Raw genomic sequence first — 15578 nt, forward strand, 5'->3', positions numbered from 1 at the left:
GCCCTCCTGTCGTTTGTGTTGCGCAAATACCTATTCCCCACGCGCATGAATGCCAAGTGACGCATTGACCTGAGGGCAAAATGCAGGAAAAGAACCGCCTAAATCTGTCACTATTCACGAGGATCGCACGATGGGCTGGAAAACGCTGGACGATATGGACCTGAACGGCAAACGCGTGCTGGTGCGCGTCGATATCAATGTGCCCGTTGTGGACGGTGTCGTGACCGACGCCACCCGGATTCAGCGGATCGTGCCGACAGTGCGCGACATTCTGGGCGCCGGGGGCAAGCCGATCCTGTTGGCCCATTTTGGCCGCCCCGGCGGAGAGCGGCGCGAGAACCTCTCGCTGAAACAACTGATCCCGACCCTTGAGGACGCGTTCGGTGCCACGGTTCTTTTTGCCGCCGATTGCGTTGGCACCGAGGCTGAACTGGCGGCTGAACAGCTACAGCCGGGTCAGGTCCTGCTTCTGGAGAACACCCGATTCCATGCAGCCGAAACCAAGAACGACGCCGACCTCGCGGCCGGTATGGCAAAGCTGGGTGATGTCTATTGCAACGACGCTTTCTCGGCCGCGCACAGGGCCCACAGCTCGACCGAGGCCATCGCGCGCCTGCTGCCTGCTTGCGCAGGCCGGCTTATGCAGGCTGAACTGGAGGCGCTGGAAGGCGCTCTGGGCGCACCGAAACGCCCGGTTACGGCGGTCGTTGGTGGGGCGAAGGTTTCCACCAAGCTGGAACTGTTGGGCAACCTGATTGACAAGGTGGATTACCTTGTCATCGGCGGCGGCATGGCGAACACTTTTCTTGTCGCCAAAGGTCTGAATGTCGGGAAGTCGCTGGCTGAAACCGCGATGAAGGACACTGCGGCCGAGATTCTGGCCAAGGCTGAAAACTCGGGCTGTACCATCGTTCTGCCCGATGATGTTGTCGTTGCCGAGAAGTTCGAAGCCAACGCACCGCATCAGGTCCTACCAGCTGACCAATGCACAGAGGACGGCATGATCCTGGACGCGGGTCCGGACAGCGTTGCAGCCATCACCGACATCATCGCCAAAAGCCAGACGCTTATCTGGAATGGTCCGCTGGGTGCGTTCGAAATCGAACCCTTCGACGCCGCAACCAACGCAGCCGCGCTGAAAGCTGCCGCCCTTACGCGATCCGGTCAACTGATTTCGGTCGCGGGTGGTGGTGATACCGTTGCTGCGCTGAACGCGTCAGGCGCAGCCAAGGATTTCTCTTATATCTCTACAGCCGGAGGCGCGTTTCTGGAATGGATGGAAGGCAAAACACTGCCCGGCGTTGCCGCACTGGAGCGGTAAGGAACACAAAAAAGCGTTCTGCCCGGGCGCTTTTTTTCTGAACCGAAACAGAGAACGATTTTTTTGCCTCACGGGGGATTCACAACGCGAATCACCTGTGACATAGTGATTTCAGATGCCCGGTAAGGGCACGTTTTCGAGGCAGTTTCATTCGGTGGTTAACGCAGTGACCCGTTCTCATCGTCCCGGCCTGGGTGCCGTTGTTTTCTTTTCGATCGCGTTCATGCTGGGCGTCTATTTTACCTTCGCCGCCGTGCAAGGCGATTATGGCTTGTTTCGCAGGGTTGAGATTTCGGCCGAACGGGACGCCCTTTCGCGCAACCTGACCGAGCTGAAGGGTGAAATCGACCAAATGGAAAACCTGACCCGCCGCCTGTCTGACACTTACCTGGACCTCGATCTTCTGGATCAACAGGCGCGTTCGGTTCTGGGTATGATCCGGGCAGACGAAATCGTCATTCGCTGAACTCCACGCAATGCGTTTGAGACTATCGATGATCGAACGGCCCGACCTGCCCAATTCTCTTCGAGCTCCCAATATCTGCAACAATAAACAGCAAATTTCGGCCCGACCCGACGCCACGTCACATTTACTCTCGCCAGATCGGCCCAAATGCTTTATGAGATAGTTTAACGCTAAACTATCTTGCCGAAAGGGGGAGATCGCCACTATGGCTGCGCGAAAAACCACAAAGAAACCAAATGTTTCTGCGGAAGAACTTACCACCTATTACCGTGAGATGCTGCTGATCCGCCGATTCGAGGAAAAGGCCGGTCAACTCTACGGAATGGGACTGATTGGCGGTTTTTGCCACCTTTACATCGGTCAGGAGGCAGTTGTGGTCGGTCTCGAGGCCGCGGCCGAAGAAGGTGACAAGCGTATCACCTCGTACCGCGATCACGGGCACATGCTGGCCTGCGGCATGGACCCTGGTGGTGTGATGGCCGAGCTGACCGGGCGCATCGGGGGCCTGTCCAAGGGTAAGGGCGGCTCGATGCATATGTTCTCGAAAGAAAAGCACTTCTATGGCGGCCACGGCATTGTCGGCGCGCAGGTACCGCTGGGGGCAGGTCTGGCCTTTGCCGATAAGTACAAGGAAAACGGGCGCGTGACCTTTACCTATTTCGGTGATGGAGCAGCGAACCAGGGTCAGGTCTACGAGACTTTCAATATGGCGGCCCTTTGGGAACTGCCTGTGGTATTTGTCATCGAGAACAACCAATACGCCATGGGTACCGCGCAAGCGCGCTCGACTTCGACCAAGGACATCTATCACCGGGGCGAGGCCTTTGGCATCCCGGGTGAGATCGTTAACGGCATGGATGTGCTGGCCGTAAAAGCCGCCGGTGAAAAGGCCGTTGCGCACTGTCGTGCGGGCAAAGGCCCCTACATCCTGGAGATCAAGACCTACCGCTATCGCGGCCACTCGATGTCCGACCCGGCAAAATACCGCACCCGTGAGGAGGTTCAGAAGGTCCGTGAACAAAGCGACCCGATCGAACATGTGCGCGAGCTGCTGCTGACCGGCAAACACGCGACAGAAGATGACCTGAAGGCGATCGACAAGGAGATCAAAGAGGTCGTCAACCAGGCCGCCGAATTCTCGAAAGAAAGCCCCGAGCCGTCGCTGGACGAGCTCTGGACCGACATTTACGCCTGAGAGGACGAATAAGACATGGCAACCGAAATTCTCATGCCCGCCCTTTCGCCCACGATGGAAGAGGGCACATTGGCCAAATGGCTGATCAAGGAAGGCGACACCGTATCGTCCGGCGACATCATGGCCGAGATCGAAACCGACAAGGCCACGATGGAGTTCGAGGCCGTCGATGAAGGCATCGTCGGCAAGATACTGATCAACGAAGGCACCGAAGGGGTTAAGGTCAACACCCCCATCGCGATCCTGGTCGAAGAAGGCGAAGACGCCTCCGCCCTGCCCGCGACTGCGCCTGCAGTCGCAGCGGTGGCCGAGGCCGCCCCCGCGGCGGTTGAGGTTGCCGCTCCTGCCTCAGCACCAGCGGCACCGGTCGTAGACCTCTCGCCCGATTGGCCGACCGATGCCGAGATGGCACAGCAAACTGTTCGCGAAGCTTTGCGCGACGCAATGGCCGAAGAGATGCGCGGTGACGAAGACGTCTACCTGATGGGTGAAGAAGTCGCTGAATACCAGGGGGCGTACAAAGTCTCGCAAGGTCTTCTGGACGAATTCGGCCCCAAACGCGTGATCGACACCCCGATCACCGAACATGGCTTTACCGGTATCGCAGTCGGCTCTGCCTTTGGCGGGCTGAAACCGATTGTCGAGTTCATGACCTTCAACTTCGCGATGCAGGCGATTGACCAGATCATCAACTCTGCCGCCAAGACACTCTATATGTCCGGCGGTCAGATGGGTTGCCCCATCGTGTTCCGCGGCCCCAACGGCGCGGCGGCCCGTGTGGCAGCACAACACTCGCAGGACTACGCCGCATGGTACATGCAGGTTCCCGGACTGAAAGTCGTGATGCCCTATTCGGCAGCCGACGCCAAAGGCCTGTTGAAATCGGCCATCCGTGACCCAAATCCGGTGGTCTTCCTCGAAAACGAAATCCTTTACGGCCGTTCCTTCGACGTGCCGCAAGTGGATGACCTGGCGATCCCGCTCGGCAAGGCTCGCATATGGCGCGAAGGCTCAGACGTTACCATCGTCAGCTTCGGCATCAGCATGCAGTTCGCTCTGGAAGCCGCCGACAAACTGGCCGAGGAAGGCATCAATGCCGAAGTCATCGACCTGCGCACGATCCGCCCGATGGATACCGGTGCGATCATCAATTCGGTGATGAAGACCAACCGTCTCGTGACCGTGGAAGAAGGCTGGCCGCAAGGCTCGGTCGGCAGCTACATCTCCTCCGTGGTGATGCAAGAGGCGTTCGACTATCTCGACGCACCGGTCATCAACTGCACCGGTAAGGATGTTCCGATGCCCTACGCCGCGAACCTCGAAAAGCTGGCCCTGATCACCACCGATGAGGTGATCGCCGCCGTCAAACAAGTGACCTACCGGTAAGGAGCGACAGACAGATGCCCACCGAAATTCTGATGCCCGCCCTTTCACCGACGATGGAGGAGGGCACGCTTGCCAAATGGCTGGTCAAAGAGGGCGACACCGTCTCCTCCGGCGACCTGCTGGCCGAGATCGAAACCGACAAGGCCACGATGGAGTTTGAGGCCGTTGACGAAGGAACAATCGGCAAAATCCTGATCCCCGAGGGCACCGAGGGCGTGAAGGTCAACACCGCAATCGCGGTTCTGCTGGAAGAAGGCGAAAGCGCCGATGATATCGCCGCAACGCCCGCCAAAGCACCAGAGGCGGCTCCTGCCGCCGCGGGCAACGAGGCCGCCGCCCCTGCGGCGTCCGAGGCGCCTGCCCCTGCCCCGGCTGCTCCGGTCAAGGCGGATGGTGGTCGCATCTTTGCCTCCCCCTTGGCCCGTCGGATTGCAGCGCAGAAAGGACTCGACCTGGCGCAGATCACCGGCTCCGGTCCTCATGGTCGTATCGTCAAAGCCGACGTCGAAGGCGCAACTGCGTCCGCTCCGGCTGCTGCCCCTGCACCTGCTGCAGCGGCCCCGGCTGCCGCCACTCCGGCTGGCCCCTCGGCAGACGCGGTGGCTCGAATGTACGAAGGCCGCGAGTACGAGGAAATCAAATTGGACGGTATGCGCAAGACCATCGCCGCACGCCTGTCCGAGGCCAAACAGACCATCCCGCATTTCTACCTTCGCCGCGACATCAAGCTGGACGCACTGTTGAAATTCCGCAGCCAGCTGAACAAACAGCTGGAAGGCCGTGGCGTGAAGCTGAGCGTCAACGACTTTATCATCAAAGCCGTCGCCAACGCGCTGCAGCAGGTTCCCGCCTGTAATGCGGTTTGGGCAGGCGACCGGGTTCTGCAACTGAAACCCTCGGACGTGGCCGTTGCGGTTGCCATCGAAGGCGGTCTGTTCACACCCGTGCTGCAGGATGCCGACACCAAGTCACTCTCTGCGCTGTCGACCGAGATGAAGGACCTTGCAGGTCGTGCACGCGAACGCAAGCTTGCCCCGCATGAATATCAGGGGGGTACCTTTGCGGTCTCGAATCTCGGCATGTTCGGAATCGACAATTTCGACGCCATCGTGAACCCGCCACATGCGGGCATTCTGGCGGTTGGCACAGGTCTGAAAAAACCCGTTGTGGGTGATGATGGTGAACTGACAGTGGCAACCGTGATGTCGGTCACCATGTCGGTTGATCACCGTGTCATCGACGGCGCCCTGGGTGCGCAGTTGCTTCAGGCGATTGTCGACAACCTCGAAAACCCGATGGTCATGCTGGCCTAGGCACTTTCTTTGAAAGGGGCGCGCCGGGCTGTTTCCCGGCGTCCCCGCCTGCTCAATTCAATGACGTGAGCAAACGTGACCCGAAACAAGCTTGCTTGTGACCGAACGCGCGCCAACTTCGAAACACCTCCATTTCGTATGTGACAGGTGTTTCATGATCTTCGCCAAATCAGCCACTGCTCTTGTTCTGCTTTCCCTGCTGACACTATCGATACCAACAAAGTCCGGTGCAAAGCCCAACAGTTACCCGGGTGAAAACTCCAGCTTCAAATCGACCGACCCTGCCGAGATCGCCAAACAAAAAGCAGAGCGGGAACGGCGAATGGAATTGCGCAAACAGAGGCGTGAGAAGCGGCAGCAAAAGCGGTTGAACCGAAGAAACAACCGCTCGGGCCAGTGATCGGGGTGGTCAGTTACTGATCCTTGCCCAACATGTGATCCATGGAGATCGCCGGCTGGTCGCACCCGGCTTCACCTACGATCTTGGCCGGTATACCAGCCACGGTTTTGCAGGCGGGTACTTCTTGCAGCACAACCGATCCAGCGGCGATTCGGCTGCAATGGCCGACCTCGATGTTGCCCAGAACCTTGGCCCCGGCCCCGATCAGAACGCCATTGCCGATTTTGGGGTGGCGATCTTCTTCTTCCTTGCCGGTGCCGCCCAGCGTAACCGAATGCAGCATCGAAACATTATCCCCAACCACGGCGGTTTCACCGATCACGATGGAGTGTGCGTGGTCGATCATGATGCCCTTGCCGATCTTTGCGGCCGGGTGAATATCGATCCCGAATATCTCGGACGAGCGCATCTGGAAGAAATATGCCAGGTCATGCCGACCTTTGCGCCACAACCAATGTGCCACCCGGTAGGCCTGCATGGCCTGATAGCCTTTGAAATATAGCACCGGTTGCAGTAGCCGATGGCAGGCCGGATCACGTTCGTAGACCGCCATCAGATCGGCGCGCGCGGCCTCGATCAGGTCGGAATCGTCGGCATAGGCCTCGTCCACGATTTCACGCAAAACCATCATCGACATCTCGTTCGAGCACAGTTTTGCCGAAATCCTGTAAGACAGGGCACGTTCAAGGCTGCGATGATGCAGGATACAGGCGTGCACCAGCCCACCCATCAGCGGCTCTTTCTCCACGGCTGCCTGGGCCTCAGAGGTGATGCGATCCCAAACCGGATCGACGGGTGTCACGTGGCTGCGCTTTTCGAACATAGCTTTTGATCCTTTCCTGCGCCTAGAATAGCCATCTAGGCCCAAAAAGGCCAAACGCAAACCCTTGATGAGCATTGCAACAAAAAATGAACGAGACCAATCTGCAATATTTCACGCGCCGCATTCGTGATCGCCTGACCGAACTGGATGCGCAGTCTGCCTCGGGGCAGGACGCGCAATCGGTTGTAGAGCTGGACCAACAGGCAATCGGTCGCCTTAGCCGCATGGATGCACTGCAAAACCAGGCCATGGCCAAGGCGCAGCAGGCTCGGCGCGATCTGGAAGTCCTGCGTTTGCAAACCGCGCTCGCCCGCATCGAAGAAGGGGAATTCGGTTATTGCGAGGATTGCGGAGAGGAGATCCCGCATGGTCGACTGGAATTGGACCTCGCGGCCAGCAAATGCGTCAGCTGCGCTTCGGGTTAGTCAGAAACAGGATCAGGTGGCGCAGAACCGTTTCGAAACACTGACAATACTGCAAATCATCGAACCCCGGTTCATCAACCAGTTTCCGTCCCAGCGCAGCTGCCATCAATGAACCGTTCCCATAAATCGGGTGCAGTCGACCGGTTTTCGAGACATGATCATCAGCCAGTTCCGCTTCGGCGATCATTCGGGCGCAAAGCCGGTCGCGGTCCATGTGCGGCGCGGCCAACAAGGCGCGCGCCGCGGTGCTGACATCACCGTGCAAGACAGGGCGCATCCGCGTTCTCAGCCTACCGAAATTCTGGCAAACGGACCCGGTCCATAAGCCGCCGAGACCTGCGCCACGGCAATCTCATACGGCCCGTTCAGGCCGTCCGTGGCCTTCATTGCAGTCGAGTAGTGCCAGTTGGCCGATCCCGTCACGTCTTCACGCAGCATGGTACCCGACACGAAGATGCGGATCAGGTAAGACTCGCTTTCTTCGCCCAGGGGAATTTCGAGGCCGCTCCAGTCATCACCGTCGATCCGTGTCCGCCGTATCCACGCAAACTCATCGCCGGTCGATGACTGTTTCGCTTGTAGATGCACCGGGGCGTAAGGGCGCAGCCCGTTGCCGTCAAAAGCCTCAACCAGATGCGTGTAAGACGGGTCATCATAACCTCGGGTGGCTGGGCCGATGCGATAGTGTTTTGCGATGCGCCGCTCGGTCCGCAACAGGCCCGTTTGGTAAACACGTCCGTCCAGCAGCACGAAATATGAACCTTCCGGCCAGACATCGGGCATCATCGCGTCCGTTCCAAGCTGCCCGCGCAACCGGGAGCCCAGCGTGTAAACGCCCGGCTCGTGCAGCGCCGCATCGGCGAACTGGAACACTTCCCAATTACCTGGTGTTCCGTCCCCAATCGCGGCCAGGTTGGCACCGTTCAACAGGGCCGAGCGTGGGTGCGATTCAAGAACACCGTCGATCAGTTTCACGCGCAACGGCGCCCCCTCGTCCCAGATCCCTGGGCTGGCTCGCCGCAATAGTGTCTCGGTAAACCCGACGACCGCCTGCCCCGGAATCACATCGCCCAAAGCATAGTTTTCATCCTGCGCGGCTGAGTAGACGGCAGCGCTACCGGGCCAAGGATTGGCCGAAACCGCAAGATACGGCGCGTGCGGAACCTCCGATCCGGTGATAAGCGGCAGGTCCAGAAACACGGGCAGCACGGGAACAGGTGCCGTGAACGGTTTTGCCGTGACGGCATCATCCGCCGGGTCTGAGGGTGCATAGACCGCAGGCTCGACTCTCACCGCATCCGCGAGCTGCATCTGGGCCTGTTCCAATCGGTCGATCCTGTAAAGCCCGCCCGGCCCTCTTTCTGATTCAGTAAACCGGACCACATCACCGGCGCCCAGATGCATCTGTGACGGAGGTAGCGCAAAACGTGCGGTCTCACGCGAAATCCGTGCCTCGCTGAGCCATCGCTCGACGGTCTGGCGACCTTCGGCACGCGTCAGTGACAATGGCATTTCGTTGACGGCCACGGCGTGTGTCCTGTCATCGGGCAACACAGCTTCCTCGGCAACTACGTCGTGATCGGCATCCGATTGCACGAACCGCAGTCGGACCCGACCAGTCATCTCAGCCTCTGCTTCACGCCGATACTCAACGCTGCCTTCAATATCTGAACTAATGGCTATGTATTCCGGATCCAGGTCCACGACCCCGCTTCCGTCCCGCATCCGAAAGGCAAGCACGCCATCCCGTTCAATCGCATCAAACCCATAACGAAGCATCAACGGTTGTAATGCCTGACGAGCATCCATGACATCCTGCATCGCGTACCCACGCACGACCCCGTGAAGGGCCGAGACATCAATATCCGTCACACCCGCGCCGTGACAGATCTCGGTCACAACCGAGGCCAAGGTACGCGATCCGGATCGACCGTTCAGCCAGTGTCCGCGCGCGTAGTTTTCACCGTCGCTCCATTGGGATCGCAAGTTCGGAAAGGTCGGAAATGGGCGCGCGTCCCAGGCCCACACATAGGCATTCGACAAATCAATCATCGGCCCATTGTAGACTTCCGAAACCGGGTTGATCAGCGGATCAGCCCAATAACCCAGAAGCGCCTTCAGGTATTGCACTTGAATGTAGTCATCCCGCATACCGTTGGAATATTTCGGTAAACTCGACTCCGAAGATTTCGGGTCAACAAACTTGTTGGGTTGGTTCGTTCCCTTGTCGACAGCGGCGCACCCCAATTCATCCACCCATCCTGCATCGAATTGCGGGCCCCGCAGCCCTTCGGGATCATGCGCCGAGAACGCCTGCGCCTCGGCCCCGTTGGGCCAAACCAGCTTGCGCTCGGAAGCTTTCCAGACCGGCCGACGATCCGGTGGTGAACACTGTAATATCCCGCTATCGCCAAAGACCATCACATCGCGCACCTGATCGTAGGTTTCGCCCACCAACGCCACACGACGCGCCTCACCTTGATCCAGCGGCTTGGCCCCCTCAACCATCGATCGCACCCATTCAGACCCGGCCCGCGTCTTACCCGCGCCGCGGCCGCCCATGATCACCCATGACCGCCAGTCGCCCTCGGGCGGCAGCTGATGCGGCAATGCCCAGAACTCGAACAGGAAAGGGAGGGCACACAGCCCTCCCTCCCCGATCTCACTCAGAAATCTCTCCCGCACCGCAGCATCGGCGGAGGCGAGCCAGCCTGCACCCGATTTCAAATCGAGCGCGCTCAAGGTCGAGCGCATACCCCCCTTGGGCAATTCCGGCTTGTCTGTGATGTTGTTCGACAAAGCTTGTCTCCACTTTCTGACAACTTCGGATCAGCCCCTCTAACTGCCCGAGTTGCTTGGCTGAACCAGCAAGATCTGCATCCTCCCCGGTTCCGATTTGCCTGCGCAGTTCTTCCGCTGCCTGGCGCAGATCGCGAATGGATGCCTCTAGCGACTGCAAAAGTTCTGCCGTCTGGGAAATCCGCTCTTCCGGGGTAATCAAAGTCATGTTTGCCTGTGACCTCATGCGTGAGTTTTCTCCGCACGAGAGAACCGAAAAACGGCCACCGGGTCGCCCCGTGGCCGTCGCCCACTTCTTCTAGCATGTCACAACCTATACGCGATTAAGCGCGCAAAGTCAATAAGTTGCGCAACACGCGCGCAACACGCAGCGCACGGTGGGTTCAGATTTCAACAGCACTCGCGCCGCAAAAATTCTCAGGGTCAATTCAGCCCCTCGCTATTTCCAGCAAGGCCGCACTGACGATAAGAGTGGCGCCGATCAGCTCTCGCAATCCGAACGGTTCGCCGGAAAAAATCGCAGCAGAAACCAATCCGACAACGACTTCGCTCATTAACAAAAGCCCCACTCGTGCGGGTGTCAGCTTGGTCGCCGGCCAGATCGTCAGAAACATCATTGGAAGGGTGTAAAAGGCTGAAAGAAGTGCAATCGGCACAACAGCCACAATTGCTGCGCCTTCAGGGTTTTGAGAAGCGACACCGGTACTGAAGGGAATGCTGAACAAAGACAAAACCAATGCACCGGCGACAAAGGCGAAAACCTGTCCCGAAACCGATACTCCCGCAGTGCGATAAAGGCCAAGTGTTCCCAGTGCCCACGTCATTCCGGAAATCAACGCCAACCAATCGCCGGTGTTTCTTGGCCACGGAATGGCCTGCTCTCCGCCAAGCACGATAAACATCCCACCCAGACCACACAGCAACCCCAAGACCCGAGTTGGGCTCAATCGCTCGCCCAGAAACAGAAAACCAAGGATCGTTCCCCAAACCGGTGTCAGATAAAACAAAAGGATCGAACGGACGACATCTGTGAACACCAGACTGATCGTGAACAGGCTGAAGGCGGCACCAGTAAACATGCCGCTGAGGATCAACCCTCGCCAGTCCTCTATGAGCGTTAGCCGCTCGCGCCACACTAATGGGAACAAAACGACGATCGCCGAAGCGTACATTACGATACCAGGCCAGGGGCCTTGCAACCCCTGATCCACGAAATAGCGCACCGGAATCCAGTACAGCCCCCACATCATCCCACCGATTACAAGGGCAATGCTGGCCGTTTTAAGATTGGAACCTTGTATAGCTCTGAATGTCATCACCTATCCCGGCATTTCCGCCCACAGGTATCCGGGATAGGTTATGCCTTAGCAAGCTCCGAGAGTGATCGAAGCTTGACAATCCTTCCCACACAGCGCATGAGCGCCCAAACACAGCGCTGACGCGTGAGCATTGGCGGGCCAATCGGCCCCTACAGCGCCCAACACTCTCCAGTTCCCCTTCACGCAGGGTTCTTGACGCGATGGCCGGATGGCGCAGGAACCGCCTGCACGTCCCGAGGCCTCGCACAACCCCTGCCCGGTCGCGCAGTGCGCGGCCAGATCAACGCGTCCGCGCGCTTTGCCGCCCGCGGATTACAAAGGATAGCTACTTGTACGACTTCGACATGCTCGGCCTTGCGCCAGCCCTGAACGACGCGCTGAAACGCGCGAATTTTTCTCAACCGACCCCAATTCAGAACCAGGCAATACCGCTGGCCCTGAATGGCCATGACATCCTGGGTCTTGCCCAGACCGGTACTGGCAAAACACTCGCCTTCGGCTTGCCTCTGATCGACCACTTGCTGGCGCAACCCGGCAAACCGGATCCCAAGACGGCGAAGGCACTGATCCTTGCCCCGACCCGTGAACTGGTCAACCAGATCGCCGACAGCCTGCGCAATCTGACACAGAAAACCAAACTGCGCGTCGCCACCGTGGTCGGCGGACAGTCGATCAACACACAGATCATGTTTCTCGCCCGCGGCACCGACATTCTGGTCGCCACCCCGGGCCGACTTATCGACCTGATGGAGCGTGGTGCCGTTGACCTTGGTTCTGTTCGCCATCTGGTTCTGGATGAAGCAGACCAGATGCTCGATCTGGGCTTCATCCACGCCCTTCGCAGAATTGCACCCGCGCTGGGCACGCCCCGTCAAACCATGCTGTTCTCGGCCACCATGCCCAAGCAGATGGAGGAACTGAGCCGCGCCTACCTGACCAATCCGCAGCGTGTGCAGGTTTCGCCTCCGGGCAAGGCTGCTGATAAGATCACCCAGTCTCTGCACTTCGTCAGTAAACCCGACAAACCTGCAAAACTGCGGGAAATCCTGTCGCAAGATACAGGCGCCCTTACTCTGGTCTTCGCACGAACCAAACACGGCGCAGAAAAGCTGATGAAAGGGCTGGTTGCCGATGGCTTCAACGCTGCGTCAATCCACGGCAACAAAAGCCAGGGACAGCGTGACCGCGCAATCAAAGCTTTCCGCGCAGGTGATATCAACATCCTCGTCGCCACAGACGTGGCTGCCCGCGGTATCGACATCCCCGGCGTCGCCTATGTGTTCAACTACGATCTGCCAGAGGTGCCTGACAACTATGTCCACCGCATCGGCCGCACGGCGCGCGCCGGACGCGAGGGTCAGGCCATCGCGTTCTGTGCCCCCGATGAGCTCGATCAACTGCGCCAGATCCAAAAACTGATGAAGATCGAAATCCCGGTCGCCAGTGGCACCATGCCCGAGTTTGCGGAGCCAAAAAAACCGGCGCGTCAGCAGCGCAATCGCCGACGCGGCTTCAAGCCCAAGCCCAACTCTGGCGCACAACAGCCCGCACCGAACAAGCGCCGCCGTCCGCGTCGCCGTTCGGCTGCCTAAAACAAAATCTCATCGGCAAAGCATCTGCCCGCCGATCAGATTAGTTTCTACCGTTTTCAGGAAGCGGACCCACCCGGGTCCGCATCAATTACCCGAATTTCGCTGGGCTTCGATTTCCCGCCATTTCGCAACATTGCGGTTGTGCTCTTGCAGCGTTTCCGCAAAGGCGTGACCGCCTGTACCATCGGCGACAAAGAACACAAAATTGGTGTCGTCCGGGGCCACCGCCGCCTCCAGGCTGGCCAGCCCGGGATTGGCGATCGGCGTTGGAGGCAAACCATCGATCAGGTACGTGTTCCAAGGTGTTGCACGCCGAAGCTCACTTCTGCGCAAACCACGCCCCAGAGTCCCTTGCCCTTTGGTTACACCATAAATAACCGTCGGGTCCGTCTGCAGCTTCATTCCCTGGTTCAAACGGTTCACAAATACGCTGGCCACCTGTCTGCGCTCTTCCGGAACGCCCGTTTCCTTTTCGATGATCGAAGCAAGGATCAGCATCTCTTCCGGGCTTTCAAGCGGCAGCCCTTCTTGGCGCGCTTCCCATACTGTGTTGATCCTCAGCTGCTGCTTTTCCGCCATATCCTGTAGAACGGCGTTGCGATCCTCTCCCGGCGTGACTTCGTAGCTATCCGGTGCCAACATCCCTTCCGGCGGGATTTCCGCCACTTCGCCGGCCAACACGTCCACCGATTTCAGCGCTTCAACAACCTGCCAGCTGGTGACACCTTCTGCGAGCGAAACACGATACCGCGTATCGGCTTCATCGCGTTTTTTAGCGTAGATTTCCGGGGCTTCCTCTTCCCCTACTTCGAATGCGGCGATTTCGACGAAGTTCAAGGTGGCAGGGTCCAACTCGCGCACACGCGTTTGCATACGGTTGATACCGATGCGGTACTCGATTTCTGTACCGCAGGTGCTTGCACCGCTGCGTGTGATCTCGTCAACGATCTGCTCCATCGACGCGCCCTCGCGCACCAGAAAGCTGCCGGCTTTCAGCTGCTGGGCCTTGTCCGAGTAATCCGCTGCCATCCGGAAAATCATTGCGTTGCTGATGGCGCCCTGATCCTCAAGATCGCGGCTGACCCGCGTCATGTTGGATCCGCTTTTGACCTGCAGACAGATAGCGGTTTCCAGCGGGCCCTCAGCCTTGTATTGCGATTGCCCCCACAGGATCAGACCGCCCATCAGAAACAGGCCGACCACCAGGATGGTCAGCGCGTTCGATGCTAAGGCCCGCCACATTTAACTGACCTTTCCGAAGATCACACTTGCATTGGTGCCGCCAAACCCGAACGAGTTCGACAACGCCACGCTGATTTCCCTTTCGCGCTTGGCGTTCGGCGCGAGGTCCAATGGCGTTTCCACTGCTGGATTGTCCAGGTTGATCGTCGGCGGCGCGACCTGGTCGCGGATGGCGAGGATCGAGAAAATCGCCTCGATCGCGCCCGCAGCACCAAGAAGGTGACCAGTTGCGGATTTGGTCGAACTCATCGTTGCGTTTGCGGCGTGCTCACCCAGCAGGCGCTCCACTGCACCCAACTCGATTGTATCCGCCATGGTCGATGTGCCATGCGCGTTGATGTAATCCAGATCCTTCGGCTCAAGTCCGGCACTGCGCAGCGCCGCTTTCATCGATCGTTCAGCCCCGTCGCCGTCCTCGCTGGGTGCGGTGATGTGATAGGCATCACCCGACATGCCATAACCCAGAACCTCAGCGTAGATCTTCGCTCCTCGTGCCTTTGCGTGTTCGTAGTCTTCAAGCACCACGATCCCGGCGCCCTCGCCCATTACAAATCCGTCCCGATCAATATCATAGGGTCGGCTGGCGGCCTTTGGATTGTCCGCATATTTGGTCGACAATGCCTTGCACGCGTTAAAACCGGCAATTCCAATTTCGCAAATGCAACCTTCGCCACCACCGGCAATCATGACATCGGCATCGCCCGAACGAATGATGCGGCTGGCATCTCCGATGGCGTGAGCACCTGTCGAGCAAGCCGTGACCACCGAGTGGTTCGGCCCCTTGAACCCAAACCGGATCGACACCTGACCCGATGCCAGGTTGATCAGCGCGCCCGGAATAAAGAACGGGGACACCCGGCGCGGACCCTTGTCGCGGATCAGGTTCGCGGTTTCGGCAATCGACCCAAGCCCGCCGATCCCGGAGCCGATCAAGACACCTGTGCGCAGACGATCCTCTTCGTCTTCGGGCAACCAACCGGCGTCCTTGCAGGCCATCTCGGCCGCAGCAATCGAATAGAGAATGAAATCCTCGATCTTGCGCTGTTCTTTCGGCGGCATCCAGTCGTCCGGGTTGAACGTCCCGTTTGTGCCATCCCCTCGGGGTACTTCGCAGGCATAGGTCGTGGTGACCCCGCTTGCCTCGGCATCAAACAGGGTGATCGGGCCCGCGCCGGATTCTCCGTCCAGCAGCCGTGACCAGGTTTCCTCGACCCCACTGGCCAAAGGAGTGACCAATCCCAGACCGGTAACAACGACTCTGCGCATGAAATGCCTCTTGCCTGCTTCCTGTTATGAG

14 protein-coding genes are annotated in these 15578 nt (G+C 58.8%); 8 read left to right on the forward strand and 6 right to left on the reverse strand.

Features of this window, described 5'->3' with window-relative positions:
* Positions 1–130: 130 nt before the first annotated feature.
* From AC2TDJ_RS14375 to AC2TDJ_RS14400, 6 genes are all read left to right on the forward strand, one after another.
* Entirely contained in the window at positions 131–1321 is a 1191-nt protein-coding gene (locus tag AC2TDJ_RS14375; protein ID WP_480843134.1) for a phosphoglycerate kinase, read from the forward strand.
* Between the two features lie 166 nt (positions 1322–1487).
* Complete coding sequence (locus tag AC2TDJ_RS14380; RefSeq protein ID WP_480843135.1) at positions 1488–1787, forward strand: FtsB family cell division protein; 300 nt, start codon at positions 1488–1490, stop codon at positions 1785–1787.
* A 205-nt stretch (positions 1788–1992) separates the two neighbouring features.
* Positions 1993–2982: a pyruvate dehydrogenase (acetyl-transferring) E1 component subunit alpha gene (pdhA, locus tag AC2TDJ_RS14385; RefSeq protein ID WP_480843136.1), complete on the forward strand. Its 990-nt coding sequence runs from the start codon at positions 1993–1995 to the stop codon at positions 2980–2982.
* Positions 2983–2997: 15 nt separating this feature from the next.
* Positions 2998–4368, forward strand: a complete 1371-nt coding sequence (locus AC2TDJ_RS14390; protein ID WP_480843137.1) for a pyruvate dehydrogenase complex E1 component subunit beta — start codon at positions 2998–3000, stop codon at positions 4366–4368.
* 14 nt (positions 4369–4382) lie between these two features.
* Positions 4383–5681, forward strand: a complete 1299-nt coding sequence (locus tag AC2TDJ_RS14395; protein ID WP_480843138.1) for a pyruvate dehydrogenase complex dihydrolipoamide acetyltransferase — start codon at positions 4383–4385, stop codon at positions 5679–5681.
* 154 nt (positions 5682–5835) lie between these two features.
* Positions 5836–6081, forward strand: coding sequence for a hypothetical protein (locus AC2TDJ_RS14400; RefSeq protein ID WP_480843139.1), 246 nt, complete (start codon positions 5836–5838; stop codon positions 6079–6081).
* A 13-nt stretch (positions 6082–6094) separates the two neighbouring features.
* Here the strand turns inward: AC2TDJ_RS14400 and cysE are convergent, their stop codons facing one another.
* On the reverse strand, positions 6095–6904 hold the full coding sequence (gene cysE, locus AC2TDJ_RS14405; RefSeq protein WP_480843140.1) for a serine O-acetyltransferase: 810 nt from the start codon (positions 6902–6904) through the stop codon (positions 6095–6097).
* Positions 6905–6990: 86 nt separating this feature from the next.
* On the opposite strand from cysE, the gene AC2TDJ_RS14410 reads away from it, so the two are divergent.
* Positions 6991–7329 (forward strand): TraR/DksA family transcriptional regulator, encoded by a 339-nt coding sequence (locus tag AC2TDJ_RS14410; protein ID WP_480843141.1) that lies wholly within the window; start codon positions 6991–6993, stop codon positions 7327–7329.
* On the opposite strand, the gene AC2TDJ_RS14415 is transcribed toward AC2TDJ_RS14410, so the two are convergent.
* The 3 genes from AC2TDJ_RS14415 to AC2TDJ_RS14425 form a co-directional block, all read right to left on the reverse strand.
* Positions 7310–7606 (reverse strand): DUF7742 family protein, encoded by a 297-nt coding sequence (locus AC2TDJ_RS14415; protein ID WP_480843142.1) that lies wholly within the window; start codon positions 7604–7606, stop codon positions 7310–7312. The two genes, AC2TDJ_RS14410 and AC2TDJ_RS14415, sit on opposite strands and share 20 nt — an antisense overlap.
* Positions 7607–7614: 8 nt before the next feature.
* Entirely contained in the window at positions 7615–10083 is a 2469-nt protein-coding gene (locus AC2TDJ_RS14420) for a phage tail protein (protein ID WP_480843666.1), read from the reverse strand.
* 473 nt (positions 10084–10556) lie between these two features.
* Positions 10557–11444: a DMT family transporter gene (locus AC2TDJ_RS14425; RefSeq protein ID WP_480843143.1), complete on the reverse strand. Its 888-nt coding sequence runs from the start codon at positions 11442–11444 to the stop codon at positions 10557–10559.
* Between the two features lie 332 nt (positions 11445–11776).
* Here AC2TDJ_RS14425 and AC2TDJ_RS14430 point away from each other — a divergent pair, with 332 nt between their 5' ends.
* A complete protein-coding gene (locus AC2TDJ_RS14430) occupies positions 11777–13039 on the forward strand; it encodes a DEAD/DEAH box helicase (RefSeq protein ID WP_480843144.1) in 1263 nt (420 codons plus the stop codon).
* Positions 13040–13123: 84 nt separating this feature from the next.
* On the opposite strand, the gene mltG is transcribed toward AC2TDJ_RS14430, so the two are convergent.
* Together mltG and fabF are read right to left on the reverse strand one after the other, a co-directional pair.
* On the reverse strand, positions 13124–14281 hold the full coding sequence (gene mltG, locus AC2TDJ_RS14435) for an endolytic transglycosylase MltG (protein ID WP_480843145.1): 1158 nt from the start codon (positions 14279–14281) through the stop codon (positions 13124–13126).
* The gene (gene fabF / locus AC2TDJ_RS14440) at positions 14282–15547 is read right to left on the reverse strand and encodes a beta-ketoacyl-ACP synthase II (protein ID WP_480843146.1); all 1266 of its coding nucleotides are present in this window, start codon (positions 15545–15547) and stop codon (positions 14282–14284) included.
* Between the last annotated feature and the right edge of the window lie 31 nt (positions 15548–15578).

Source organism: Ruegeria sp. HKCCD6647-2, assembly GCF_057221075.1.